At 75.3% G+C, this 24,001-nt stretch carries 19 protein-coding genes; 13 read left to right on the forward strand and 6 right to left on the reverse strand.

All coding sequences use genetic code 11. The features are described 5' to 3' along the window. Nucleotides 1-42: 42 nt before the first annotated feature. The 7 genes from KG103_RS16690 (at nucleotide 43) to KG103_RS16720 (ending at nucleotide 10,245) form a co-directional block, all read left to right on the forward strand. Entirely contained in the window at nucleotides 43-648 is a 606-nt protein-coding gene (locus tag KG103_RS16690) for a response regulator (RefSeq protein ID WP_242635363.1), read from the forward strand. Nucleotides 649-864: 216 nt separating this feature from the next. Continuing rightward, nucleotides 865-3,066 (forward strand): hypothetical protein, encoded by a 2,202-nt coding sequence (locus KG103_RS16695; RefSeq protein WP_207339598.1) that lies wholly within the window; start codon nucleotides 865-867, stop codon nucleotides 3,064-3,066. Between the two features lie 123 nt (nucleotides 3,067-3,189). Next, on the forward strand, nucleotides 3,190-4,221 hold the full coding sequence (locus KG103_RS16700; protein WP_207339599.1) for a TIGR03885 family FMN-dependent LLM class oxidoreductase: 1,032 nt from the start codon (nucleotides 3,190-3,192) through the stop codon (nucleotides 4,219-4,221). Next, the gene (locus KG103_RS16705) at nucleotides 4,218-5,912 is read left to right on the forward strand and encodes an alpha-amylase family protein (RefSeq protein WP_207339600.1); all 1,695 of its coding nucleotides are present in this window, start codon (nucleotides 4,218-4,220) and stop codon (nucleotides 5,910-5,912) included. Before KG103_RS16700 ends, KG103_RS16705 begins: the two co-directional genes overlap by 4 nt. Before the next feature lie 122 nt (nucleotides 5,913-6,034). Further along, a complete protein-coding gene (locus tag KG103_RS16710; RefSeq protein ID WP_207339601.1) occupies nucleotides 6,035-6,886 on the forward strand; it encodes an NAD-dependent epimerase/dehydratase family protein in 852 nt (283 codons plus the stop codon). 121 nt (nucleotides 6,887-7,007) lie between these two features. Further along, nucleotides 7,008-7,979, forward strand: coding sequence for an FKBP-type peptidyl-prolyl cis-trans isomerase (locus tag KG103_RS16715; RefSeq protein WP_207339602.1), 972 nt, complete (start codon nucleotides 7,008-7,010; stop codon nucleotides 7,977-7,979). Between the two features lie 208 nt (nucleotides 7,980-8,187). Then, nucleotides 8,188-10,245 (forward strand): elongation factor G, encoded by a 2,058-nt coding sequence (locus KG103_RS16720; protein ID WP_207339603.1) that lies wholly within the window; start codon nucleotides 8,188-8,190, stop codon nucleotides 10,243-10,245. A 7-nt stretch (nucleotides 10,246-10,252) separates the two neighbouring features. On the opposite strand, the gene KG103_RS16725 is transcribed toward KG103_RS16720, so the two are convergent. The 3 genes from KG103_RS16725 to KG103_RS16740 form a co-directional block, all read right to left on the reverse strand. After that, nucleotides 10,253-11,290 (reverse strand): S41 family peptidase, encoded by a 1,038-nt coding sequence (locus KG103_RS16725; RefSeq protein WP_207339604.1) that lies wholly within the window; start codon nucleotides 11,288-11,290, stop codon nucleotides 10,253-10,255. A 194-nt stretch (nucleotides 11,291-11,484) separates the two neighbouring features. Beyond that, the gene (locus tag KG103_RS16735; protein ID WP_207339605.1) at nucleotides 11,485-14,067 is read right to left on the reverse strand and encodes an ABC transporter permease; all 2,583 of its coding nucleotides are present in this window, start codon (nucleotides 14,065-14,067) and stop codon (nucleotides 11,485-11,487) included. Beyond that, complete coding sequence (locus KG103_RS16740) at nucleotides 14,067-14,870, reverse strand: ABC transporter ATP-binding protein (RefSeq protein ID WP_207339606.1); 804 nt, start codon at nucleotides 14,868-14,870, stop codon at nucleotides 14,067-14,069. Before KG103_RS16740 ends, KG103_RS16735 begins: the two co-directional genes overlap by 1 nt. A gap of 287 nt (nucleotides 14,871-15,157) precedes the next feature. Between KG103_RS16740 and KG103_RS19030 the strand changes: the two genes are divergently transcribed. From KG103_RS19030 to KG103_RS16755, 4 genes are read left to right on the forward strand one after another with little or no spacing between them, the layout of a single operon-like run. Next, nucleotides 15,158-15,286 (forward strand): hypothetical protein, encoded by a 129-nt coding sequence (locus KG103_RS19030; protein WP_256439588.1) that lies wholly within the window; start codon nucleotides 15,158-15,160, stop codon nucleotides 15,284-15,286. 49 nt (nucleotides 15,287-15,335) lie between these two features. Beyond that, complete coding sequence (locus KG103_RS16745; protein WP_207339607.1) at nucleotides 15,336-15,953, forward strand: L-threonylcarbamoyladenylate synthase; 618 nt, start codon at nucleotides 15,336-15,338, stop codon at nucleotides 15,951-15,953. A gap of 3 nt (nucleotides 15,954-15,956) precedes the next feature. After that, the gene (locus KG103_RS16750) at nucleotides 15,957-16,424 is read left to right on the forward strand and encodes a TIGR00725 family protein (RefSeq protein ID WP_207339608.1); all 468 of its coding nucleotides are present in this window, start codon (nucleotides 15,957-15,959) and stop codon (nucleotides 16,422-16,424) included. Nucleotides 16,425-16,478: 54 nt separating this feature from the next. Continuing rightward, nucleotides 16,479-17,204 carry a uracil-DNA glycosylase gene (locus KG103_RS16755; RefSeq protein WP_207339609.1) on the forward strand — a complete coding sequence of 242 codons (726 nt, stop codon included), beginning with the start codon at nucleotides 16,479-16,481 and terminating at the stop codon, nucleotides 17,202-17,204. A 62-nt stretch (nucleotides 17,205-17,266) separates the two neighbouring features. On the opposite strand, the gene KG103_RS16760 is transcribed toward KG103_RS16755, so the two are convergent. From KG103_RS16760 to KG103_RS16770, 3 genes are all read right to left on the reverse strand, one after another. Then, nucleotides 17,267-17,917, reverse strand: coding sequence for an NAD(P)H-binding protein (locus tag KG103_RS16760; protein WP_207339610.1), 651 nt, complete (start codon nucleotides 17,915-17,917; stop codon nucleotides 17,267-17,269). Then, on the reverse strand, nucleotides 17,917-18,804 hold the full coding sequence (locus KG103_RS16765) for an SDR family oxidoreductase (protein ID WP_207339611.1): 888 nt from the start codon (nucleotides 18,802-18,804) through the stop codon (nucleotides 17,917-17,919). The genes KG103_RS16760 and KG103_RS16765 overlap by 1 nt, the downstream gene beginning before the upstream one ends. A gap of 136 nt (nucleotides 18,805-18,940) precedes the next feature. After that, on the reverse strand, nucleotides 18,941-19,357 hold the full coding sequence (locus KG103_RS16770; protein WP_207339612.1) for a CBS domain-containing protein: 417 nt from the start codon (nucleotides 19,355-19,357) through the stop codon (nucleotides 18,941-18,943). A 187-nt stretch (nucleotides 19,358-19,544) separates the two neighbouring features. Here KG103_RS16770 and KG103_RS16775 point away from each other — a divergent pair, with 187 nt between their 5' ends. Together KG103_RS16775 and KG103_RS16780 are read left to right on the forward strand one after the other, a co-directional pair. Beyond that, nucleotides 19,545-23,198 (forward strand): TM0106 family RecB-like putative nuclease, encoded by a 3,654-nt coding sequence (locus KG103_RS16775; RefSeq protein ID WP_207339613.1) that lies wholly within the window; start codon nucleotides 19,545-19,547, stop codon nucleotides 23,196-23,198. A gap of 75 nt (nucleotides 23,199-23,273) precedes the next feature. Next, nucleotides 23,274-23,978, forward strand: coding sequence for a hypothetical protein (locus KG103_RS16780; protein ID WP_207339614.1), 705 nt, complete (start codon nucleotides 23,274-23,276; stop codon nucleotides 23,976-23,978). Nucleotides 23,979-24,001: the final 23 nt, after the last annotated feature.

A 24,001-nucleotide genomic window follows, 5' to 3' on the forward strand; every position in this document is an offset into this window, starting at 1 on the left:
CTGGCCGACGACCACGCGGCGATCCGCGCCGGGCTGCGGCTCATGCTCGAGCAGTCGGGGCGGGTGCAGGTCGTGGGCGAGGCCGCCGACGGGGACGTCGCGGTGCGTCAGACGCGCGCGCTGCGGCCCGACGTCGTGCTGATGGACGTGCGCATGCCGGGGACCGACGGCATCGCCGCGACGGCCGCGATCGTCGGCGAAGGGCTGTCCGAGGTCGTGGCGCTGACGACGTTCGACCTCGACGAGTACGTGCTGGGGATGGTCCGGGCGGGGGCCGCCGGGTTCCTGCTGAAGACCGTCGGCGCCGGCGACCTCGTCGACGCGGTGTGCCGGGTGGCCGCCGGTGAGGGCGTCCTCGCGCCCGAGGTCACGCGCCGGCTGCTCGACGCGGTCGCGTCCCACGTCCCCGCCGACGCGCCCGCCACGGCCCCGGCCGACGACCGCCTCGCGGGCCTCACCGCCCGCGAGCGCGACGTCCTCGACGCCCTGGGCGACGGGCTGTCCAACGCGGACATCGCCGCACGGCTCGTGGTCTCGGAGACGACCGTGAAGTCCCACGTCAGCCACGTGCTCGCCAAGCTGGGCGTGCGGACACGGCTGCAGGCGGGGGTGCTGGCGCGGGACCTGCGGGGGTCGGACCGGCCCTGAGGCCCCCTCATCGTCGACGTCCAGGGCTGGTACGACGACGGCGCCCGCACCTCTCCTGATCGGGCCCACGACAGACCGCGATCTCGTCCGTCGAACGCCTGCGGAGCGCACCGCCCGGCTGGCAGGCTGTCAGCACTCCACGGCTGCCGACCCTGGGGTGCCGTGCTCCACCGGCGATCCACCCGAGCCGCGGCACCGCCACCAGCGAGGACCTCCATGAACCGTCGCCCTCTCGTGCTCAGCACCGTCATCGCGCTGACCGCTGCCGTCGTGGTCCCCGCCGCGGGAGCGGCAGCGGCGCCGCAGCCGGCCGACCGCGTGTCCGCCCTCACCTCCACGTACCGGTCCTACGGGCGCCCGGCGTCCCACACGCCGCCGACCGCACCGATCGCCGCGACGCTGCTGCCCGGGTCGGCGGACGCCCTGCGCCTGACGACCACGGCGACCGGCAGCACGGTGAGGAGCCTCGACGTCCGGGCGCCCGAGGCCGCACCCCGGCTCGCCGTGGGCAGCCACGCGGTCGGAGCCACCGCGTCCACCGTGCAGCTGTCGCTCACCGCCGACGACGGCTGCACGGCGACGAGCGGCGAGCTGGACGTCCTGGCCGTCGAGCACGACGACGCGGGCCGGCTGACCTCCCTGGCCGCGGACTACGTCGTCGGGTGCACGGACGGCAGACAGCGCTCGGGCTCGGTGCGGTGGAACAGCGCGGTGCCTTACGCGGTCACGACGACCCCCGGCAAGGTCGCCCCCACCCCGCTGCCCCCCGGCCGGACGGTGCAGGCCTCGGTCGTGCTCACGAACGCGGGGACGGCGTCGCAGACCTACGGCCCGTCGTCGTTCCCGCGCGTCGAGGAGCTCGACGCGCCCCACAGCATCACGCAGGACGGCTGCGACGGCGTGACCCTCGCACCCGGCGGGACCTGCCGCATCGACCTCGCGTTCGACCCGGAGCCCCTGCGCGGGGGGTTCCTCGCCCACCTCGAGACGCCCGACGGCTCACCCGGCGGCACGGCCTACACCTGGGTCCAGCTCGACTGGTGGGAGCTGCCCCAGCCGACCTTCACGGCGACCCCCGTGCGTGGCGGGGTACGGCTGACCACGACGTCGGAGGCCGCGACCTTCGACGTGATGCGCGACAGCACGCTGGTCGCCGACGACGTGACGCTGCCCTGGACGGATCCCTCGGCCGTCGCGGGTGCGGACCACGAGTACCGCATCGGCGCCAACTGGGACAGCCAGACGCTCTGGTCCGCGCGGACGGTGACCAGGGGGGCGCTCCCGGTGCCCCGGGGGGCCGAGGGCGAGTTCGTGGCGCTGCCGCCCACGCGCGTGCTCGACACGCGCACCGGGACCGGCGCCCGGGCCGGGGCGGTCGGACCGAGCACCTCGGTGAGGTTCGACCCGCTCGCCGGTACCCAGGTCCCCCGCGACGCCGTGCTCGCGGTGCTCCTCAACGTGACCGGCACGGAGGCGAGCACCCCGACGCACGTGCGTGCCTGGCCCTCGGGCACGGAGCTGCCGACGACCTCGTCGCTCAACCTGGTGCCCGGCCGCAGCCGCCCCAACCAGGTCATCCTCCCGCTGGGCGAGAACGACCGGGTCTCCCTGTTCAACGACAGCGGGACCACCCACCTCCTCGCGGACGTCCAGGGCTACTTCGTCTCGTCGAGCAGCACGAGCACCGACGGCGGCGGGTACCACCCGATCGACCCCGTGCGGGCGCTGGACACACGCACCGCCCGGGGCACCGGCCCGGCTGCGGCCCTGCGCGCCGACGAGGTCGTCTGGGTCCCGTTGACCCTGCCGGACGGCACCGGCACCGTCAGCGCCGTCGACGTCAACCTCACCGTCACCGAGCCCGGCACCGAGGGGCACCTCATCGCCTGGTCGGGCGCGGGTGACGCCCCGGGGGTCTCCAACGCGAACTTCGTCGCCGGGCAGACCATCGCCAACCACTCCACGGTCCCGGTCTCCTACCGCGCGGGACGCCCCGGGATCGCGGTGCGCAACGTGGCCCGCGGCACCACCCACGTCATCGTCGACGTCCAGGGCTGGTACGACGACGGCAGCCGCGCCGACGGTCTGCGCTTCCGGCCCGTCACGACCACGCGGATCCACGACAGCCGTGACGGCGTGGGCCGACCGCCCGTGGACTGGGAGATCCCGGTGACCGCCCGGCCCGACGCGGTCGCCCACGTCGTCAACATCACCGCGACGCAGGGCGTCGGGCCCGGCCACGTCATCGCCTGGGGCGGCGGCGACCCCCGGCCGAGCACGTCGGTCCTCAACTACGCGCCCGGCGAGGACGCGCCCAACCTGGCCGTCGTCACCAGCCCGCTCTCGCGGCAGCTCGGGGTGACGACGATGACCTCGTACGCGCACGTCGTCGTCGACCACCTCGGCTACTACTACTGATCGGGCACCGCTGAGCCGGACCGGGCCGGACCGGACCGGGCGTGCCTGCCACGAGCGTCCGGCGGGAGCGGGTACGCCCGTTCACCGAGCGGGACGAGCGTCCAGACGGTAGGAAAGTGCGGCATGGTGCGCGTCGGCTTTCACAACTCACACGAGCAGGTCCACCCGTCCGCCCTGCTGGCGGCCACGCAGCTGGCGGAGCAGCGCGGCTTCGACGCCGCGATGTGCTCGGACCACTGGGCACCGTGGCAGTCCACGCAGGGGCACTCCGGGTTCGCCTGGACGTGGCTGGGCTCGGCCCTGGCGACGACCCGCCTGCCGTTCGGCGTCGTCAACGCGCCGGGCCAGCGGTACCACCCGGCGATCATCGCCCAGGCCGCCGCGACGCTGGCCGCGATGTACCCGGGCCGCTTCTGGGTGGCGCTCGGCTCGGGCGAGAACATGAACGAGCACATCACCGGCGACGGGTGGCTGCCCAAGCCGGTGCGCGACGCGCGCCTGGTCGAGTGCGTCCAGATCATCCGCGCGCTGCTCGACGGCGAGGAGGTCACGCACGACGGCCTCGTGAAGGTCGACCGCGCCAAGCTGTGGACGCTCCCGGACGTCAAGCCGCTGCTCATCGGCCCGGCGGTGTCGGTCGCCACGGCCCGCAACCACGCCCGCTGGGCGGACGGGCTGGTCACGGTGAACCAGCCGGAGGAGAAGCTGCGCCGGATCGTCGCCGAGTACCGGGACGCCGGCGGCCGCGGCGAGATCTCCCTGCAGGTCCACGTGTCCTTCGCCCCCACGGACGCCGAGGCGCTGCGCCTGGCGCGCGAGCAGTGGGCGGGCAACGCGATCGGCCCGCCCGTCGCGTGGGACCTGGACACCCCGGAGGCGTTCGACCAGATCGCGGACAAGGTCGGTGACGACGTGCTGCGCGGGTCCGTGCTCGTCGAGCACGACCCGCAGCGCCTCGCCGACCGGCTCGTCGCGCTGGCCGAGATCGGCTTCGACGCCGTCTACCTGCACCAGATCGCGACCGACCCCGTCCCGTCGGACGAGAAGCACCCCGACGCCGAGGGCACCGCGACGCGCCCGTCGTCGACCCTCGAGGCGTTCGTCGACATGGCCGCCCAGCACCTGCTGCCCGCCCTGAAGGAGGTCGGCGCGTGAGGATCCGCGACACCGGTGACCTGTGGTGGAAGTCCGCCGTCATCTACTGCCTCGACGTCGAGACCTACATGGACTGGAACGACGACGGCATCGGCGACCTGCCCGGACTCCTCCAGCGCATCGACCACCTGGCCGAGCTGGGAGTGACCTGCCTGTGGCTCATGCCGTTCTACCCGACGGCCGACCGCGACGACGGCTACGACATCACCGACTACTACGGGGTCGACCCGCGCCTGGGCGACGCCGGCGACCTCGTCGAGCTGGTCCGGACCGCGAACGACCGCGGCATCCGGGTGATCGCCGACCTCGTCGTCAACCACACCTCGGACCGCCACCCGTGGTTCCGCTCCGCGCGGCGCTCGAAGGACAGCCCGTACCGCGACTGGTACGTGTGGCGCGAGGACGCCCCGCCGGACACGTCGAAGGAGGTCGTCTTCCCGGACAAGGAGGACGGCATCTGGACGTACGACGAGCAGGCGGAGGCCTGGTACCGGCACCGGTTCTACCGGCACCAGCCGGACCTCAACACCGCGAACCCGAAGGTCCGCGACGCGATCGCCAAGCTCGTGGGGTACTGGGCGCAGATGGGCCTGGACGGGTTCCGCGTCGACGCGGTGCCGTTCTTCCTCGCCGACGCCGCCGACGGCAAGGGCGACGACGTCGACCACCCGCACGAGTTCCTGCAGCAGCTGCGCGCGTTCCTGTCGCGGCGCACGGGCGACTCGATCCTCATGGGCGAGGTCAACCTGCCGTACGACCAGCAGCGCCTGTTCTTCGGCGACCACGACTCCGACGGCGACCACGAGGGCGCGGAGCTGAACCTGCAGTTCGACTTCGTCCTCATGCAGCAGATGTACCTGGCGCTGGCCCGCCAGGACGCGACGCCGATCGCCGACACCCTGCGCTCGCGCCCGACCATCCCGTCGGACGCCCAGTGGGCGACGTTCGTGCGCAACCACGACGAGCTGACGCTCGACAAGCTCTCGGACGACGAGCGCCAGGAGGTGTTCGACGCCTTCGGCCCCGAGCCGGAGCACCAGCTCTACGACCGTGGCCTGCGCCGCCGCCTGCCCCCGATGCTCGACGGCGACCCGCGCCGCGTGCGGATGGTCTACTCCCTGCTGTTCAGCCTGCCGGGCACCCCGGTGCTGTTCTACGGCGAGGAGATCGGCATGGGTGAGAACCTCGCCGCCGAGGGCCGGCTCGCGGTGCGCACGCCGATGCAGTGGACGTCGGGCCGCAACGGCGGGTTCTCCGACGCGCCGCCGTCGCGGCTGGCGGGCCCGGTTCCCGAGGGTGCCTACGCGCCGGAGCACGTCAACGTGTCCGACCAGCGCCGGGACCCCGACTCGCTGCTCAACTTCGTCCAGCAGCTGGCCCGGCGGTACCGCGAGTGCCCCGAGCTCGGGTGGACGGAGCACGCGGAGATCCTCGACCAGCCGCACCCCGCCGTGCTCGCTCACCGCTCCACGTGGCAGGACGCGTCGATGGTCGCGCTGCACAACCTCGGCTCCGAGGCGGTGCGGGTGCCGCTGCACCTGCCCGAGACCGACGAGGACTCCCGCCTCATCGACCTGCTGCGCGACGACGAGCTGGTGCCGGACGAGAAGGGCCACGTGGAGGTCGAGCTCGAGGGCTACGGGTACCGGTGGCTGCGGGTCGCGCAGCCCGGCTCGCGGCGCCTGCTGTGAGACGACCGGCGCGGCGCAGTATCGTGGGCCGCCGATCCCCCCGAAAGGCCGTCGATGACCACCCCCTGCCGGGCCGTGCGTGCCCGTGACCTGCCCGTCCCCGCAGCGACGGGGGCACCGGCATGACGCGGGTCCTCGTCACCGGTGCGGGCGGTTACATCGGCCGGCACGTCGTGCGCGCGTTGAGCGCGGCCGGCGCCGAGGTCGTGGCGGTGGACCGCGCGGGCGGGTCGTCGGAGCTGCCCGCCGGGGTGACGACGACGCAGCGCGACATCTTCTCCGAGACCGACGAGCTGCTCGACGAGGTCGGGCCGGTCGACGTCTGCCTGCACCTGGCGTGGGAGGCGGGGTTCGTGCACGACTCCCCCGTGCACATGCTCCGGCTGTCGGACCACGTGCGGTTCCTCGACGCGGTCGCGGCCCGCGGCACCGAGCGGCTCACGGTGCTGGGCTCGATGCACGAGGTCGGGTACCACGAGGGCGCCATCACCGAGGACACCCCGACCAACCCGCGGTCGCAGTACGGCATCGCCAAGGACGCCCTGCGCCGCTCCCTGACGCTGCGTCACGCGTCGGGCCCCACCACGCTGCAGTGGCTGCGCTGCTTCTACGTGATGGGTGACGACGCGCGCAGCGCCTCGGTGTTCGGCAAGATCCTCGCGGCCGCGGCCGAGGGTCGCACGACCTTCCCGTTCACCTCCGGCCGCAACCGGTACGACTTCATCGACGTCGCCGAGCTCGGCCACCAGATCGCGGCGGCCGCGCTGCAGTCCGAGGTGACCGGTGTCATCAACTGCTGCTCGGGCGAGCCGGTCTCGCTGGGTGAGCGCGTCGAGCGGTTCATCGCGGACAACGGCCTGGACATCCGGCTCGAGTACGGCGTGTACCCCGACCGCGCGTACGACTCCCCGGGCGTCTGGGGCGACCCCACGAAGATCCGGCAGATCCTCGCGGCGGAGCGCCCGTCGGCCTGACAGCGCCCCGTCTGAAGCGTTTCGGCAGTCGGCCCGCCCAGGCAACCCCCAGGAACGTCGCGTACGGTGCCGGAGGCCGTCCACCGATCCGGGGCGGTCTCCCGACATCCGGAGGACCTTCGTGCGACGTCCCACCCCCCGCACCGCGCTGCGCGCCGCAGCCGCAGCCCTGGCGCTCAGCCTGACCCTCGCCGCCTGCGCCGGCGACGGCGGGAGCGACGACCCGACCACGCCCGCCCCGCAGCAGACCGACGCGTCGACCGAGGCCCCCACGGCCAGCGCCGAGGACGTCGCCGCGCTCGAGGCCGTGACGGTCGAGGGCGACGCCGGTGCCGAGCCGAAGGTGACCCTGCCCAGCACCCCGTTCACCGTCTCCGCCGCCGTGGCCCGCGTCCTCGACGAGGGCACCGGCGAGGAGATCACCGACGGCGACCTCATCGACCTGCACTCGGTGTGGCTCAACGGCGCCGACGCCTCGCCGCTCTCGTCGTCGTGGGCCAGCGGTGCCCCCGAGCAGATCGTCGTCAGCGAGGCGTCGCTGGCGCCCGTGCTCACCGACATCCTCATCGGCGCCAAGGTCGGCACCCGGTTCGCCTTCGCCCTCCCGCAGGGCGAGGACGCCGCGGCCGTCGCCGTCGCCGAGGTCGTCTCGAAGCGCCCGGGCCGCGCCGACGGCACGGCCGTCGCACCGGTGGACGGCCTGCCCACCGTCACCCTGGCCGACAACGGCGCGCCGTCGCTCGAGCCCGCGTCCGGCGACGCCCCGACCGAGCTCGTCGCCCAGCCGCTCCTCGAGGGCTCCGGCCCGGAGGTCGCCGCCGGTCAGACCGTGCTCGTGCACTACACGGGCTGGCTGTGGGACGGCACGCAGTTCGACTCCTCGTGGGAGCGCAGCGTGCCCTTCCCGGTCGAGAACATCGGCCAGGCCACGGTCATCGCCGGCTGGAACGAGGGTCTCGTCGGCCAGAAGGTCGGCAGCCAGGTCATGCTGGTCGTGCCGCCGGACAAGGGCTACGGCGCCGAGGGCCAGGGCGAGACGATCCCCGGTGACGCGACGCTCGTCTTCGTGGTCGACATCCTCGCCGCGAGCTGACGACTGCCGCCTGACGCACCACGACGGGCCGGACCACCTCTCCGCACGAGAGGGGTCCGGCCCGTCGTCGTCCCCTGCCCGTCGCCCGGCAGCACCGTCCCCCGGCAGCACCGTCGGGCCGGCGGGGACCAGGGACCCTCGTCCTGCCGTCCGGTGCCCGCGCGCCCTACGCTGGCCGCAAGTTCACCTCCAGCGTGGGAGGGTCCAGATGGACCAGGCACCGTCGGCCGCCGTCCGCACCGTCGCGCTGATCGGCGCCTCGGGTTCCGGCAAGACCACCCTGACCGAGGCGCTGCTGCACCGCGCCGGCACCGTCCCGCGGGCCGGCCGCGTCGAGGACGGCAGCACGGTCAGCGACCACGAGCCGGAGGAGATCGCCCGCGGCATCTCCCTGGCCCTGGGCATCGCGCCGTTCCGATGGCAGACCGACGACGGCACGCCGTACGACGTCACGCTGCTGGACACCCCCGGGTTCCTCGACTTCGCCGGCGCCGTCGACACAGCCCTGGCCGTGGCCGACCTCGCCGTGGTCGTCGTGTCCGCCGTCGACGGCGTGCAGGCCGGCACCCACCTGGCGTGGCGTGCCGCGGCGGAGGCGGGCGTCCCGCGCGTCGTCGTCGTCACCAAGGAGGACAAGGCCCGCGCCGACTTCCACCGCGTGCTCAGCGAGCTGCGCGACGCGTTCGGCAGCATCGTCGTGCCGCTGGAGCTGCCGTTCGGTGACGAGACGGCGTTCACGGGCATCGCCGACGTGCTCTCCGAGGAGGGCTACGGGTACGACGCCGACGGGCGCCACCACGACGAGCCGCTGCCGTCCGGCGTGGCCGAGGAGGAGCACCGCCTGCACGAGCAGGTGACCGAGGAGATCGTCGCGCACGACGACGACCAGCTCGAGCGCTACCTCGCGGGGGACGAGCCGTCGGCCGCGGACCTGGGGCGGACCCTCGCCCAGGAGGTGTGCGCCGGCGAGGCGGTGCCGGTCATGGTGGTCTCCGGCACCACGGGCGTCGGCGTCGACCGGCTCGCGGACCTGGTCTGCCTGCTGTGCCCCGGCGGGGAGGCGAGGTCGCGGACGGTGCTCGCGGGCGACGTCGAGGTGCAGGTGGCGCCCGACCCCGCCGGCCCCACGCTGCTGCACGCCTTCCGGACCGTCGCCGACCCGTTCGTCGGGCAGGTCACCGTGTTCCGCGTGCTGTCCGGCACGGTGCGCGCGGGTGACCGCCTGCTCAACACCACCACCCGCACCGAGGAGCGCCTGCCCGGCCTGTTCCGCCTGCGCGGCAAGGAGCACCTGCCGGTCGACGAGGTCGTCGCCGGGCAGGTCGGCGCGGTCGCCAAGCTCACGGGGACGCCCACGGGGTCGCTGCTCGCGGCCAAGGGCTCCCCCGGCGTGCAGCTGACGGCGCCGCCGACGCGGGAACGCCCCGGCGTGTACGCGCTCGCGCTGGACCCGGTCACGCAGTCCGACGACGACCGTCTCTCGGCCGCGCTGGCACGGCTGGCGGCCGAGGACCCGACGCTCACCGTGGACCGCACCGGCGACCGGACGGTGCTGCGCGGGCTGGGCGACACCCACCTGGCCGTGGCGCTGGAGCGCCTGGCGCGGGTGTTCGGCGTGCACGTCACCACGTCCCCGGTGCCGGTCGGGTACCGCGAGACCATCGCCCGGCCGGTGGAGGCCGAGGGCAAGGTCAAGAAGCAGTCCGGCGGGCACGGGCAGTACGCCGTGGTGCAGCTGCGCGTCTCGCCGCTGCCGGCGGGGTCCGGCTTCGAGTTCGTCGACTCCATCGTGGGCGGCGCGATCCCCCGGACCTACCTGCCGGCCGTCGAGCGCGGGGTGCGCGAGGCGATGGCCGCCGGCGGTCCGCACGGGTTCCCCGTGGTCGACCTCCGCGTCGAGGCGGTCGACGGCAAGGCGCACTCCGTGGACTCGTCCGACATGGCGTTCCGCACCGCGGCGGCCGCCGGGCTGCGCGAGGCGCTGACGACGGCGGGGACGATGGTGCTGGAACCGGTCTGCCGGGTGCACGTCACCGTCCCGCAGTCCGCGCAGGGCGACGTCATGAGCGACCTGGCCGCGCGGCGCGGGCGGATCACGGACACCGTGTCGCTCGACGGCGGCGAGGTCGTCGTCGAGGCGACCGTCCCGGAGGCCGAGCTGAGCCGCTACGTGCTGGACCTGCGTTCGCTGACCGGCGGGCGCGGCGAGCTGACCGTCGCACCGGACCACTACGCGCCCTGCCCGGACCACCTGGTGCCGGCGTAGGAGAGGCCTACCCCGGCCCGCAGCCCTGCTGCGCCAGCCACGACCGCGCGGCCTCGTCGGCGTCGACCGCCGGCACGGCGTGGTCCGCCTCGACGGGCCGCTCGCCGAGGTCGGTGCCGTCACGGTCGACGTACGTGTGGACGGTGACGAGCATGAGCGCCCCGTCGTACAACGAGTACGACGCGTTGCCCGAGGTGTAGCCGTAGCTCGGCTCCCCGAACGACTCCACGCCGTCGAGCCCGCGGAACGCGGTCAGGACGGCCTCGCCGCTGGACCCCGTGAGCCCGTCCTGCAGGACCGCCACCGGCGCCCCCGTGACCTTGGCGCGCGACCCCACGCTCGTCACGTGACCGGCCAGCTCGACACCGTCGGACCGGATGGTCACGGCCATGGCCCGGCCGTCGCGCTCGACCAGCTCGAACGCGGTGCCGTCCGGCAGCAGGGCCGACACCCCCGCGAGCATCGGGTGCATGTCGCCGCCGGTGTTGCCCCGCAGGTCGACGACCCACCCGCAGGTGCCGGGCGCGGCCGCCGCGATCCCGTCGGCCGCGGCGCGCGCGTACCGGTCCCGCAGGTCGCTCGACGCGCTCCCGAACGCCGGCACCGTGACCGTGGTGACGCCGTCCGCCGTCGTGACGGTCGGCTCCCGGAACTCCTGCGTCGCCTGCCCGTCGAGGTCGCGCGCCTCCTGCGGCGTGAGGAAGACGGAGTGCGGGCCACCGGCGACACGCGTCGCCGCGCGCAGCGCGTCGTGGACGTCGGCGAGCGAGTCGGCGTCCCGCGCCGCACGGGTCACCTCGGCGCGCGCGTCGTCCCACTGCGGCCCCCTCGCCCGGAGCCCGGCGTCCAGGTGCCGCAGCGCCACGTCCGCGTACGTCCGCGGCGAGGGCGGGGTGAGGTAGACGTTGAACGCGGGGCCGTAGGTGCCCACCGCCCACACGCCGGCGGCGATGACCACCGCGACGACGCAGCCGATCACGAGGACCACCCGGCCCCTACCCCGGCGGCGGGGTCCCGCCGCCGCCGGGGCGTTCCCCTGCGCCACGTCCGCTCCTTCCCCCTGCGCCACGTCCGCTCCTTCCCCCTGCGCCACGTCCGCTCCTTCCCCCTGCGCCACGTCCGCTCCTTCCCCCTGCGCCACGTCCGCTCCTTCCCCCTGCGCCACGTCCGCTCCTTCCCCCTGCGCCACGTCCGTTCCTTCCCCCTGCGCCACGTCCGCTCCTTCCTGCCGCGCGGCCGTCAGTCCGGGGTCGCGATCGCGTCCAGCACCCGCAGCCGGGCCGCCCGCGCACCGGGCCAGACGGCGGCCAGCACGCCCACGACCAGCGCGAGCACGACCATCAGGGCGAGCCCGTCCCACGGCACGGCGAGCCGGTCCAGCCCTTCCTCGGCGTACACGCGCGGCAGGACGGAGGCCAGGCCGACCCCGACCGCCAGGCCCACGACCGTGCCGAACACGGCCGTCAGGACCGACTCCACCGTGACGACGCCCGCGAGCTGCAGCCGCCCCAGGCCCACGGCCCGCAGCAGCCCGATCTCCCGGGTCCGCTCGATCACCGACAGGGCGAGCGTGTTGACGATGCCGAGCACCGCGATGACCAGGGACAGCCCCAGCAGGGCGTAGAGGATCACCAGCAGCTGGTCGACCTGCGCGGCGGTCTGGTCGACGAACTCCTCGCGGTTCTGCACGGACACCACGACGTACGGTGCGACCGCGTCCGTCACGGCGGCCCGCAGCGCGTCGGGCGCGACCCCGGCGGCCGCGTCGACGAACACCGTGTCCGTCACCTGCGCCGGCCCGGGGGCGAGCTCGTCGAGCACCGCCTGCGGGACGATCACGGCACCCCCGAGCACCGGGGAGTCGATGACCGCGGCGACGTCGAGCGTCCGCTCGCCGGCCTCGGTCACGACCGTGACCTCGTCGCCGACCGACCAGCCCTCGCCGGCGGCCATGCGCTCGTTGACGATCGCGTGGGTCGTGTCCAGGTCGTCGACGTCGCCCTGGAGCACGTCGACGACCACGGACGAGCCCAGGACCCCGTCCCCGACGCCGATGACGCCGGCGCCGTCACCCTCGCCCGGCGTCGCGCCGGGCTCCGGCGACACGCCGCCGAGCGTGAACGCGAGCACGTCGGCCCGCCCGACCTCCGGCAGCGCCGCCACGTCCGTGATCGCACCCGTGGGGATCACGGACGTCGCGGACCGCAGCACCAGGTCGGCGTTCGTCGCGCTCTCCACGACGCGCACGAGCGACGCCTGCCCGGTGGCCGCGATGACCGACACCGCGCCGACCAGCGCCATGCCGATGACCAGCGCACCCGCCGTGGACGCGGTGCGTCGCGGGTTGCGCACGACGTTGCCGCGGGCCAGGCGGCCCATCGGGGGCAGCAGGCGCACGAACGGGACGGCCAGGACGCGCAGCACGGCGCGTGCCATCGCCGGGGACGCCACGAGCACTCCGACGAGCACGACGACCGCCCCGGCGCCGAGCAGGAGCTCGGCGGCGTCCGCCTCGGGGCGCAGCGCCGCGTACGTGACGGCTGCGACCCCCGCGGCGACGAGCAGCGCACCGGCCAGACCGCGCCGGCGCAGCGAGCGCTCCGGCACCGTGACCTCGCCCCGCATCGCCTCGACGGGTGCGACGAGCGCGGCCCGCCGCCCGGGCACCGCCGCGGCGACGGCCGACACGACGGTGCCGAGCGCCAGGCACGTCACGACCGTCGTGGCGTCCAGGGGGATCTCCCCCACCAGGTCCATGCCCAGCCCCTCGAACACGACGCGCAGCAGGCTCACCAGGCCCAGCCCGCCGACGACGCCCAGCGCGGACCCGACCAGGCCCACGACCGCCGCCTGGCCGACGACCACACCGAACACCTGCGCCGGCGACGCGCCCACGGCCCGCAGCAGCGCGAACTCGCGCACCCGCTGCCGCACCGACATCGCGAACGTGTTGGCGATGAGGAACCCGCCGACGAACAGCGACATGACCGCGAAGATCAGCAGGAACGACGTGACGAACCCGAGGGTCTGGTCGACGCCGGCCTGCAGGTCATCGCGCTGCGACTGCCCGGTGAGGACCTCGGCGCCGGTGACGTCCGCGTCGTCGAGCGCGGCGGTGACGCGGTCGACGAGCGTCCGCTCGTCCACGCCGTCCTCGGCGTACACCGACACCGTCGCCACGGTCCCGTCGGCGGCGTAGACGGCGGTGGCGACGTCGACGGGCAGGTAGACCAGCGTGGCGCCGGCCAGCGGCCCGCCGGCGTCGACCTCGCCGACGACCGCGACGTCCCGGACCTCGCCCGCCAGGACCACGCGGGTGGTGTCCCCCACGGCCAGGCCTGCCGACTCGAGGGACGCGGACTCGACCGCGACCTCGTCCGGCGCGGTCGGGGCCCGCCCCTCGACGAGCCGCAGCTCGGGGTCGTCGCCGTGGAAGGCCAGCCCGAACGACGGCGCCTGCGTCGACTGCACGGCCGTCCCGTCGGCACCGACCAGGACGATCGGTCCGGCCAGGTCGGGCAGCGCGGCGCGCACACCGTCGACGTCCGCGATCTCGTCGGCCAGCGCGGCGGGCACCGGCACGCGCTGCTCACCGAGCGAGAACCCGGCCCCGGCGGCCCCGCCACCGGCCAGGGGTGCGTCGCCCCGCACGTACGCGTCGGCCGGCGCCTGCGCGTCGACGATGCCGTGGAACGTGTCGGACAGCATGGTGCGCAGCGCGAACGTGCCGGCGACGAAGGCGACCCCGAGGGCCACGGCCAGCACCGACAGCGCGAACCGGACGGCGTGGGCGCGCACGCCCCGCAGGGTGACGCGCAGCATCAGCGCACCTCGGCGGGGGCGGTGCCGCCGGTCGCGCCGGCGCCGGACGGGCGGCGCGACAGGGCGCCGAGCCGCTCGAGCACGGTGTCGGGGGTCGGCTGGGAGATCTCGTCGACGATGCGCCCGTCGGCGAGGAACAGGACGCGGTCGGCGTACGACGCGGCCGTCGGGTCGTGCGTCACCATGACCACCGACTGGCCGAGCTCGTCGACGCTGCGCCGCAGGAACGACAGCACCTCGTGCGCCGACGCGGAGTCGAGGTTGCCGGTGGGCTCGTCGGCGAACACCACCGCCGGGCGCGTGACCAGGGCCCGGGCGCACGCGACGCGCTGCTGCTGCCCGCCGGACAGCTCGCCCGGCTTGTGGCTCAACCGGTCGGACAGCCCCACGGCCTGCACGACGGCGTCGAGGTGCTCCCGGTCGACCGGCCGGCGGGCGATGTCGAACGGCAGCGTGATGTTCTCCAGCGCCGTGAGCGTGGGCACCAGGTTGAACGCCTGGAAGACGAAGCCGATCCGGTCGCGCCGCAGCCGGGTCAGGCGGCGCTCCGACATGGCCGACACCTCCTCGCCGTCGACGACGACGGTCCCCGACGTGGGCCGGTCGAGGCCCGCGAGGCAGTGCATGAGGGTGGACTTGCCGGACCCCGAGGGCCCCATCGTCGCGGTGAGCCGGCCGCGCTGGACGTCGAGGTCGACGCCCGCGAGCGCGTGCACGGCGGTGGGGCCGGAGCCGTAGGTGCGCACGAGGCCGCGCGCGGTGGCGATGGGCGTCTCGGCCCGGGTGCTGTCGGTGGTGGTCACACCGACGATCGTCCACCCCCGGGCCACCGCTCGGCACCAGGGCTGGCCCCGGACGCGACCCTGAGCGCGCGCGCCCCGGCACTCAGGGTCGACGTCGGGACGTCGGTCCTGGTCACCGGCCTGTGGACCGGGTGGGCGCGACGCGCCGCGCGGCACCGGACCCCGAGCCGACCGGGGGCTGTCCCCCGGGCACGGAGGGGGGTCCGCCCGGATGTGCGGGGCGCACGCCGGGCGACAGGCTGGCACCACGCCGCCACGGGGGTGGCGCGAGGACGGAGGTGCGGACCATGGTGGCGACGCTGCGTCGGGTCGGGTCGGTCGTGGGTGCCGTCACGGCCGGGGCACTGCTGGCCGCCGCCGCCCAGCCGGCCCTGCTCTCCCAGCTCGTGGCCCACGTGGCCGACCGCCTGCCGTGAGCCGCACCCACGCGCGCGGACCGGGCGCGCGCCTCCTACGCTGAGGCGCATGGCCCGGTACTTCGACGTCCACCCCACGGACCCGCAGCCGCGGTCGGTCGCCCAGGTGGTGGCCATGCTGCGGGACGACGCTGTGATCGCGTACCCGACGGACGTCATGTACGCCCTGGGCACCCGCATGGACAACCACGACGGCGCCGATCGCATCCGCCGCATCCGGCACCTCGACGACCGCCACCACTTCACGCTGGTGTGCTGCGACTTCGCACAGCTCGGGCAGCTGGTGCACCTGGACAACAGCGCGTTCCGCGCCATCAAGGCCGCCACGCCCGGCCCGTACACGTTCATCCTGCCCGCGACGCCGGAGGTGCCGCGGCGCCTCGCGCACGACAAGAAGCGCTCGGTCGGCGTCCGCATCCCCGACGACCCGGTGACGCACGCCCTGCTGCGCGAGCTGGGTGAGCCCCTGCTCTCGTCGTCCCTGCTGATGCCCGGCCACGACTGGCCGATGACCGAGGGCTGGCAGATCAAGGAGGAGCTCGACGACGTGCTCGACGCCGTCGTCGACGGGGGTGACCGCGGCACCGAGCCCACCACGGTCGTCGACTGGACGTCCGGGGCACCGGAGGTCGTCCGGGTGGGTGCGGGCGACCCGGACCGGTTCTGACCCGTGGCGTACGTGGGTGTGGTCGGGCCGTCGGCGGCCACGGCCGCGCAGGAGGCCGCCGCCGAGCGCGTCGGAGCCGGGCTGGCGCGGCGGGGGCACGTCGTGGTGTGCGGCGGGCGGGGCGGGGTCATGGCCGCGGTCTCGCGCGGCGCCGCCGGGGCCGGCGGCACGGTGCTCGGCATCCTGCCGGGCCACGACCGCGCGGAGGCGAACGAGCACGTGACGGTCGCGGTGCCGACCGGGATGGGCGAGATGCGCAACGCGCTCGTCGTGCGCGCGTCCGACGTCCTGGTCGCCGTCGGGTCGTCCTGGGGGACGCTCAGCGAGGTCGCGCTCGCGGTCTCCGCCCGGGTGCCGGTCGTGGGGATCGGGGGCTGGGCGCTCCCGGACGACGGGCCGCGGCGCGTCGGATCGGCGGACGAGGCGCTCACCGCGGTCGACGAGCTGCTGGGGCCGGGCCGGCCGGGCTGACCGCCGGCGGTCCTGCGCGGGCCGGAGGCGGGCGTCCGTCGTACCGTGGCGGGCATGGACGACCACGCCGACGTCGTGCGCGCCGCGGCCGCGGCCACCACGGTCGGCGAGCTGGACCGCGTCGTCACGACCTGCCGGGCGTGCCCGCGGCTCGTCGCGTGGCGGGAGGCCGCCGCGGCGGACCCGCCCGCCCGGTTCCGGGGTCAGACGTACTGGGCCCGGCCGGTCCCGGGCTTCGGCGACGAGCACGCCGGGATCGCGCTGGTCGGCCTGGCCCCCGCCGCGGACGGCGGCAACCGCACCGGCCGGATGTTCACCGGGGACCGCTCGGGCGACTTCCTCGTCGCGTCGCTGCACCGCGTCGGGCTGGCGTCGCAGCCGACCTCGGTCTCCCGTGACGACGGGCTCGTGCTCACCGGCCTGCGGATGACCGCCCCCGTGCGGTGCGCGCCGCCGGCCAACGCCCCGACCCCGGACGAGCGGCGCACCTGCGGGCCGTGGCTCGCCCGCGAGATCGAGCTCGTCGCGCCGCGCGTCGCGGTGGTGCTGGGCGGGTTCGGCTGGAAGGCGCTGCTCACCACGCTGGCCGAGCAGGGCTGGGACGTCCCGCGCCCCCGCCCCGGCTTCGGCCACGGCACCGAGCTCACGCTGCGCCGGGGTGACGCGCGGCTCGTCCTGCTCGGCTGCTTCCACGTGAGCCCGCACAACACGTTCACCGGCCGCCTGACCCCGGCGATGCTCGACGCGGTGCTGGAGCGCGCCAAGGACCTGGCCGGCTGACCGCCGCCAGGGCGACGCGGCGCGGGGCAGCCGCCGGACGACGCCCGGCGGCCGGCACCCGCTCACGCGGTGGCGACGGCCTCCGCGACCGGCGTGTCACCGGACACGAGCTCCCACTGCCGGCCGATGCTCGCGTCGTCCGCCAGCACGGCCGCGACGACGGCCGCGACGTCCGCGCGCGGGACCTCGCCACGCGGCACGCTGTCACCGAGCCGTACGCGTCCGGTGCCGGGCTCGTCGGTCAGACCGCCGGGCCGCAGGATCGTCCAGTCCAGGCCGGAGTCGCGCAGCGCCTCGTCGGCGTCGCGCTTGGCCACCACGTACGCCGCCCACACGGCCTGCATCTCGTCGGTGATCGGCTCGTCGACACCGATCGCGGACACCTGCACGAAGCGTCGCACGCCCGCACGGCGGGCACCGTCCTGCGACTTCAGGGACCCCTCGAGGTCGACGGTCCGCTTGCGGTCCGCGCGCCCGTCCGGGCCGGCACCGGCCGCGAACACCACGGCGTCGGCGCCGCTCAGCACGCCCGCGAAGTCGTCCGCGTCGGCCGACTCGATGTCCAGCAGCGCGGGCTGCGCGCCCAGCGCGGCCAGCTCGTCCGCGTGCTCCGGACGGCGCACCAGGGGGACGACGTCGTCGCCGCGGGCGATCAGCAGCGGTGCCAGCAGGCGTGCCACCTTGCCGTGGCCGCCCACGACGACGACGCGCATCAGGACCGCCCGCCGGTCACCAGGATGCGGTCGCCGGTGACGTACGACGACTCCTGCGACGCGAGGAACACGTAGGCGGGCGCCAGCTCGGCCGGCTGCCCGGCGCGGCCCAGCGGGGTGTCGGACCCGAAGCTCTCCACCTTCTCCGCGTTCATCGTCGCGGGGATCAGCGGGGTCCAGATGGGGCCGGGGCACACGGCGTTGACGCGGATGCCGTCCTCCGCGAGCTGCTGGGCCAGGCCCATCGTGAAGTTGTAGATCGCGGCCTTGGTGGACGCGTAGTCCAGCAGGCCGGGGCTGGGGTCGAACGCCTGGATCGACGAGGTGTTGATGATCGACGCCCCGGCGCCCAGGTGCGGCAGCGCGGCCTGGGTGATCCAGAACATCGCGTAGATGTTCGTCTTCAGCACGCGGTCCAGCTGCTCGGTGGTGATGTCCGCCAGCCCGGACTGCGCCATCTGGTAGGCGGCGTTGTTGACGAGCACGTCCAGCCCGCCGAGCTCCTGCGCGGCGCGGTCCGGCAGGGAGCGCGCGAGCGCCTCGTCACGGATGTCGCCGGGCAGCAGCAGGCCCTTGCGGCCGGCCTTCTCGATCCAGGAGAGCGTCACGCGGGCGTCCTCCTCCTCCTCGGGGAGGTAGGAGATCGCGACGTCGGCGCCCTCGCGGGCGAAGGCGATGGCCACGGCACGGCCGATGCCGGAGTCACCGCCGGTGATGAGCGCGCGACGCCCCTCCAGGCGTCCGGAGCCGCGGTACGACTCCTCGCCGTGGTCGGGCTCCTTGCGCATGTCCTCGGTCCGACCCGGGTGCTCGATCTGCTCGGCCGTCTGCGTGTCCGGGTCGGGGTGCTGGGTGGTCGGGTCCTGGGGTGTGGTCTGGTCAGCCATGCGTCCATGGTGGGGTGGACGGGCGGGACCGGCATCCGGAACGGCGGATGCGCTCGCGGGTCGGTGGGCGCGCCGACGGCGGCCGCCCGTGGAGGGGGTCGGCCGCCGTCGTGACCGGCGCGGACGCCGGGTGCGCTCAGTCGTTCGCCGGCGCCTCGGAGATGTCCGCGAGCGCCGAGGTGGGGTCGAGCTCGGCGGCGAGGTCGCCGATGCTGAGGACCCCGACGGCCAGCCCGCCCTCGACCACCGGGACGCGCCGGACCGCCTGCTCGCGCATGATGCGCACGACGTCGCGCAGGTCGTCGTCCGGGGCGACGGTCAGCGGGTCGCCCGTCGCGATGCTGCCGACGGGGGCGTCGAGGCCGAGGCCCTCCGCCAGGCCGCGCACGACGAGGTCGCGGTCGGTGACGATGCCGACGACCGCGCCGTCCTGCGCCACCACGAGGGAGCCGATGTCCTGCGTGGCCATGGTCTGCGCGACCGCGTGCAGCGTGTCGGTGACCTCGACGACCGTGGGGTGGGGCGTCATGAGCTCGGAGACCGTGCGGGTCATGTGCGTCCTCCTGTGCTGGGGTGCGGCGACGCGAGGGCGACGCCGGGACACCACCGTCGGGGACGGTCCGCCCGTCCGCATCTCGAACGACCCGCTGCCGGGCCGCGCCGAGCGCCGGCGCAGGGCGGGGCGCGAACCGCGGGCGCAGGTCGGCCGGGGTGTCGGAGGTCGGCCGTAGCCTGCCGGTGTGATCCTGCTCGACGACGGCACCCTGACGTACTCCGCGGGCGACCTGACGGCGGCCGCGGCCTGCGAGTACGCGGTGCTCCGGTCGCTCGACGCCCACCTGGGCCGCGCTGCCGCGGTCACCCCCGACGCGGACGTCGTGCTCGCGCGCGTCGCGCACCTGGGTGACGAGCACGAGCAGCGCGTGCTGCGCTCGCTGGTGCGGCGGTACGGCGTGTGGCGGCCCGGGGCACGGGGTGGTCTGGCCCAGGTGCCGGGCACGGGTGACCCGCGGTCGCGGGCGCACCTCGAGGCGGCGCAGGCCGCGACGCTGGACCTGCTGGGCACCGCGGACGTCGTGCACCAGGCCGCGTTCTTCGACGGCCGGTTCGTGGGGCGCGCGGACTTCGTCGTGCGGGACGAGGCCGGCGCCTGGTCCGTGCGCGACGCCAAGCTCGCCCGCAACGCGCAGCCGACCGCGCTGCTGCAGGTGGCGGCGTACGCGGACCAGCTGACCCGGGCGGGCCTGCCGGTGGCGCGCGAGGTCGAGCTGGCGCTGGGCGACGGTGCCGTCACGCGGCACGCGGTGGCCGACCTGGTGCCCGTGTACCTGGACCGGCGCACCCGCCTGCAGGACGTGCTGGACACGCACCGCGCCGAGCAGGGTCCGGTGGTGTGGGGCGACGGGCGCTGGTCCGCGTGCGGCCGGTGCTCGCTGTGCACGCACGAGCTCGAGGTGCGTCGGGACGTGACCCTGGTCGCCGGGGTGTACGAGCGGCAGCGGGCGGCGCTGGCCACGGTCGGCATCACGACCGTCGAGGCGCTGGCCGCGGCGCCCGACGGCCTGGAGGTCGAAGGGCTGAACCCGGCCGTCGTCGCACGGGCCCGCCTGCAGGCGCGGCTGCAGCTCGACCTCGAGGCGCGCAACCCCGACCCGGCGCACCCCACGGACGTCCCGTACGAGGTGACCGACGCGCAGGCGGTGGCGGCGCTGCTGCCGCCGCCGGACCCGGGCGACATCTTCTTCGACTTCGAGGGCGACCCCCTGTGGTACGACGCCGCGATGGCCGGCGAGCCGGACGCGTGGGGGCTGGAGTACCTGTTCGGCGTGGTGGAGAACCCGCCGGAGCCGGGTGCGGAGGCGCCCTTCGTGGCGTTCTGGGCGCACGACCGCGCGGCCGAGCGTGTGGCCCTTCGGGAGTTCCTCGCGTACCTGGCCGACCGCCGGGCGCGCTTCCCCGGCATGCACGTCTACCACTACGCGGCGTACGAGAAGTCGACGCTGCGTCGCCTCGCCGCACGCCACGGCGAGGGCGAGGCGCAGGTGGACGCGCTGCTGCGCGAGGGGCTGCTGGTCGACCTGTACGCCGCGGTCAAGGCGGGCGTGCGGACGGGGCAGCGGTCGTACTCGCTGAAGAAGCTCGAGCCGCTGTACATGGCGACGGGCCGGGGGGACGGCGTCACCACCGCGGCGGACTCGATCGTCGAGTACGCCGAGGCGGTCGCCGCGCGCGACGCCGGCCGCCTGGACGACTGGACCGACCGCATCAAGGCCATCGAGGTCTACAACCACTACGACTGCGACTCCACGCGAGGGCTGCGCGACTGGCTGCTGGCGCGGTTGGCCGAGGCCGGGGTCGCGCCGTCGCGTGCCGTCGTCCTCGACCCGACGGCCGAGGCCCGCGCGGCCGAGCTCGCCACGCCCGACCCGCTGGAGGACGCGCTGCTCGCGGTCGCCGGGCCCGGCCCGGGCGAGGGTGTCGTCCGCTCCCCCGCACGCCAGGCCGTCGCGCTCGTCGGCGCGGCCCTGCGGTACCACCAGCGCGAGGACAAGCCGTACTGGTGGGGGCACTTCGACCGGCTCGGAGCGCACCCCTCGGACTGGACGGAGCGGCGCAACGTGCTGCTCGCGGACCGGCCCGGCGCCGTCGAGGTCGTCACCGACTGGCACCTGCCCGCCGGCAAGAAGGTCGAGCGTCGCGTGCTGCGCATGACCGGCCGGCTGGAGCCCGGCAGCGACCTGCGTCCCGGTGCGCAGGCCGTCGGCCTGTACGAGCCGCCGCTGCCGGAGTGCGTCAAGCGGTCGGTCGACGCGCCGCGCGGCTGGTGCGAGCGCATGACGGTGCTCGACGTGACGGCCACCGGCGAGGGGTCGGCCGTGCGCGACGTCCTGCTCGTCGAGGAGACGCGCCCGAAGGGGACGGAGGCCTTCGCCGAGCTGCCCATGGCGCTGGCCCCGTCCGGTCCGATCGGCACGGGCCCGCTGCGTGAGGCGATCCGCGGCCTGGCGCAGCAGGTGCTCGACGCCGTGCACGACGTGCCCGCCGACTCCGACGTGCCGCTGCCGCGCTCCGCCGTGCTCGACCTTGCCCGGCGCACGCCGCCGCGCACCCGCTCGGGCCGGCCACTGCCGTCGGTGGGCGACGGGGTGGGCCTGGTCGACGTGCTGACGCACGCCGTCGAGGAGCTGGACGACTCGTACCTCGCGGTCCAGGGTCCGCCCGGGACCGGCAAGACGTACACCGGCGCACGCGTGATCGCGGCGCTGGTGGCCCGGGGGTGGCGCGTCGGCGTCGTCGCGCAGTCGCACGCGGTGGTCGAGAACATGCTGCGCGGGGTCGCGGCCGCCGGCGTCGCGCGCGACGCGATCGCCAAGAAGGCGCCGGGCTCCTCCGACGCCCGCACCGCCGACCCGGACGCGCCGTGGACGTGGGTCCCGGACGCGGGGTTCGGTGCGTTCTGGGCCACGCACCCGGGCGGCCGCCCGGGTGCCGGTGCGGTGCTCGGCGGCACCGCCTGGGACCTGGTCAACGCCAGGCGTCTGCCGGGTGAGCCGCTCGACCTGCTGGTGGTCGACGAGGCCGGGCAGTTCGCGCTCGCCACCACGTTCGCCGTGGCCGGTGCCGCCCGCAACCTGCTGCTGCTGGGCGACCCGCAGCAGCTGCCGCAGGTCAGCCAGGGCACCCACCCCGAGCCGGTGGACCGCAGCGCGCTGGGCTGGCTCACCGACGGCCACGACACCCTGCCGGCAGACCTCGGGTACTTCCTGCCCGTGACGTACCGGATGCACCCGGAGCTGTGCGCGGCGGTGTCGACGCTCGCGTACGAGGGGCGCCTGGCGTCGGCGCCGCGTGCGGCCCGGCGGTCGCTCGACGGGGTGCCACCGGGCGTGCACGGCGTGCTGGTGGACCACGAGGGCAACGCGGTCGCGTCCCCGCAGGAGGCCGACGTGGTCGTCAGGTTCGTCGCCGACCTCGTCGGACGCACCTGGCACGACCCCGACGCCGCCGAGCCGTCCCGGCCGCTGACGGCCGCCGACGTCCTGGTCGTCGCCGCCTACAACGCGCAGGTGTGGACGGTGCGGCAGAAGCTCGACGCGGCCGGATTCACGGACACGCGCGTCGGCACGGTCGACCGGTTCCAGGGGCAGGAGGCGCCCGTCGTGATCGTGACGACCGCGGCGTCGTCGCCGGCGCAGGTGCCGCGAGGACTGGACTTCCTGCTCGACCGCAACCGCCTCAACGTCGCGGTGTCGCGGGGTCAGTGGGCGGCGTTCGTGGTCCGCTCGACGCACCTCACGCGCACCCTGCCGCAGCGTCCCGAGTCGCTCGAACGGCTGGGCGCGTTCGTGGGACTGACCACCCGATCGGTCGTGGAGCCGCCGCCGGGCACGTAGCGTCGGCTCCGGGACGGGCGCGCGACGCCCGGTGCGGCGCCGCCGCACGTGAGGACCGACGAGCCGGAGGCAGTCATGGGCGTGGACGAGGAGTTCGAGCGGGTGCGCACGGCGCTGCGCACCGAGGAGCAGGCGCTCGCGCAGGAGTTCGAGCGGATCGACGCGGAGGCGCGGGCCACGATCGCCGCGAGCGTCGAGCACGTGCGCACCGAGCTGGCCACGCAGGCCGACCGCATCCGCGAGGCGATCGCGCAGCAGCGTGCCGAGGTCGAGGCCCGCACCGAGGAGCTGAGCGAGGAGATCGCGGAGCCGGCTGGTGGCGCCCCGGACGGCGGGTCCGAGGGCGGCGACGTGACGGCAGCGGACGACGTGAGCGTGGCCGACGAGACCGTGGCGGACGACGTGATTGCCGACGCGACGACCAGCGACGAGGCCGTGGCCGACGAGGCCGTGGCCGACGAGACCGTGGTCGACGAGACCGTGGTCGACGACGAGCGCTTCACGGACGAGGCCACGGCCGAGGACCCCTCGGGTGCCGCGGCGCGCGCGGACGGCACCGCCGACACCGCCGTCCTCGACCTGGACGACCCGGCCGGTGACGGGGCGGCGCCCGCCGCACGCCCGACGGACTACCCGGACGACATCGAGTGGGACGAGGAGGCGACGGGTGACGCGACCCGGGTCGAGCAGTCCGACGGCACCGACGTCGACCGCATGACGAGCGGGGGCGACGACGTGGCTCCCGCCGGGACGGTCGACGGGGTCGAGCGCGGCGACTGACCCGCCGGGGTCTGCGCTGCGGC

It is taken from the genome of Cellulomonas wangleii, assembly GCF_018388445.1.
In the GTDB taxonomy this organism is placed as follows: Bacteria; Actinomycetota; Actinomycetes; order Actinomycetales; family Cellulomonadaceae; genus Cellulomonas; species Cellulomonas wangleii.

Excerpts from the sequence above, each read along its gene's own strand:
- KG103_RS16720 (WP_207339603.1), top strand. The coding sequence starts at position 8,188 with ATGGACCAGGCACCGTCGGCCGCCGTCCGCACCGTCGCGCTGATCGGC.
- KG103_RS16735 (WP_207339605.1), bottom strand. The coding sequence starts at position 14,067 with ATGCTGCGCGTCACCCTGCGGGGCGTGCGCGCCCACGCCGTCCGGTTC.
- KG103_RS19030 (WP_256439588.1), top strand. The coding sequence starts at position 15,158 with ATGGTGGCGACGCTGCGTCGGGTCGGGTCGGTCGTGGGTGCCGTCACG.
- KG103_RS16755 (WP_207339609.1), top strand. The coding sequence starts at position 16,479 with ATGGACGACCACGCCGACGTCGTGCGCGCCGCGGCCGCGGCCACCACG.
- KG103_RS16765 (WP_207339611.1), bottom strand. The coding sequence starts at position 18,804 with ATGGCTGACCAGACCACACCCCAGGACCCGACCACCCAGCACCCCGAC.
- KG103_RS16690 (WP_242635363.1), top strand. The coding sequence starts at position 43 with ATGCTCGAGCAGTCGGGGCGGGTGCAGGTCGTGGGCGAGGCCGCCGAC.
- KG103_RS16760 (WP_207339610.1), bottom strand. The coding sequence starts at position 17,917 with ATGCGCGTCGTCGTCGTGGGCGGCCACGGCAAGGTGGCACGCCTGCTG.
- KG103_RS16745 (WP_207339607.1), top strand. The coding sequence starts at position 15,336 with ATGGCCCGGTACTTCGACGTCCACCCCACGGACCCGCAGCCGCGGTCG.
- KG103_RS16695 (WP_207339598.1), top strand. The coding sequence starts at position 865 with ATGAACCGTCGCCCTCTCGTGCTCAGCACCGTCATCGCGCTGACCGCT.
- KG103_RS16710 (WP_207339601.1), top strand. The coding sequence starts at position 6,035 with ATGACGCGGGTCCTCGTCACCGGTGCGGGCGGTTACATCGGCCGGCAC.
- KG103_RS16770 (WP_207339612.1), bottom strand. The coding sequence starts at position 19,357 with ATGACCCGCACGGTCTCCGAGCTCATGACGCCCCACCCCACGGTCGTC.
- KG103_RS16780 (WP_207339614.1), top strand. The coding sequence starts at position 23,274 with ATGGGCGTGGACGAGGAGTTCGAGCGGGTGCGCACGGCGCTGCGCACC.
- KG103_RS16700 (WP_207339599.1), top strand. The coding sequence starts at position 3,190 with ATGGTGCGCGTCGGCTTTCACAACTCACACGAGCAGGTCCACCCGTCC.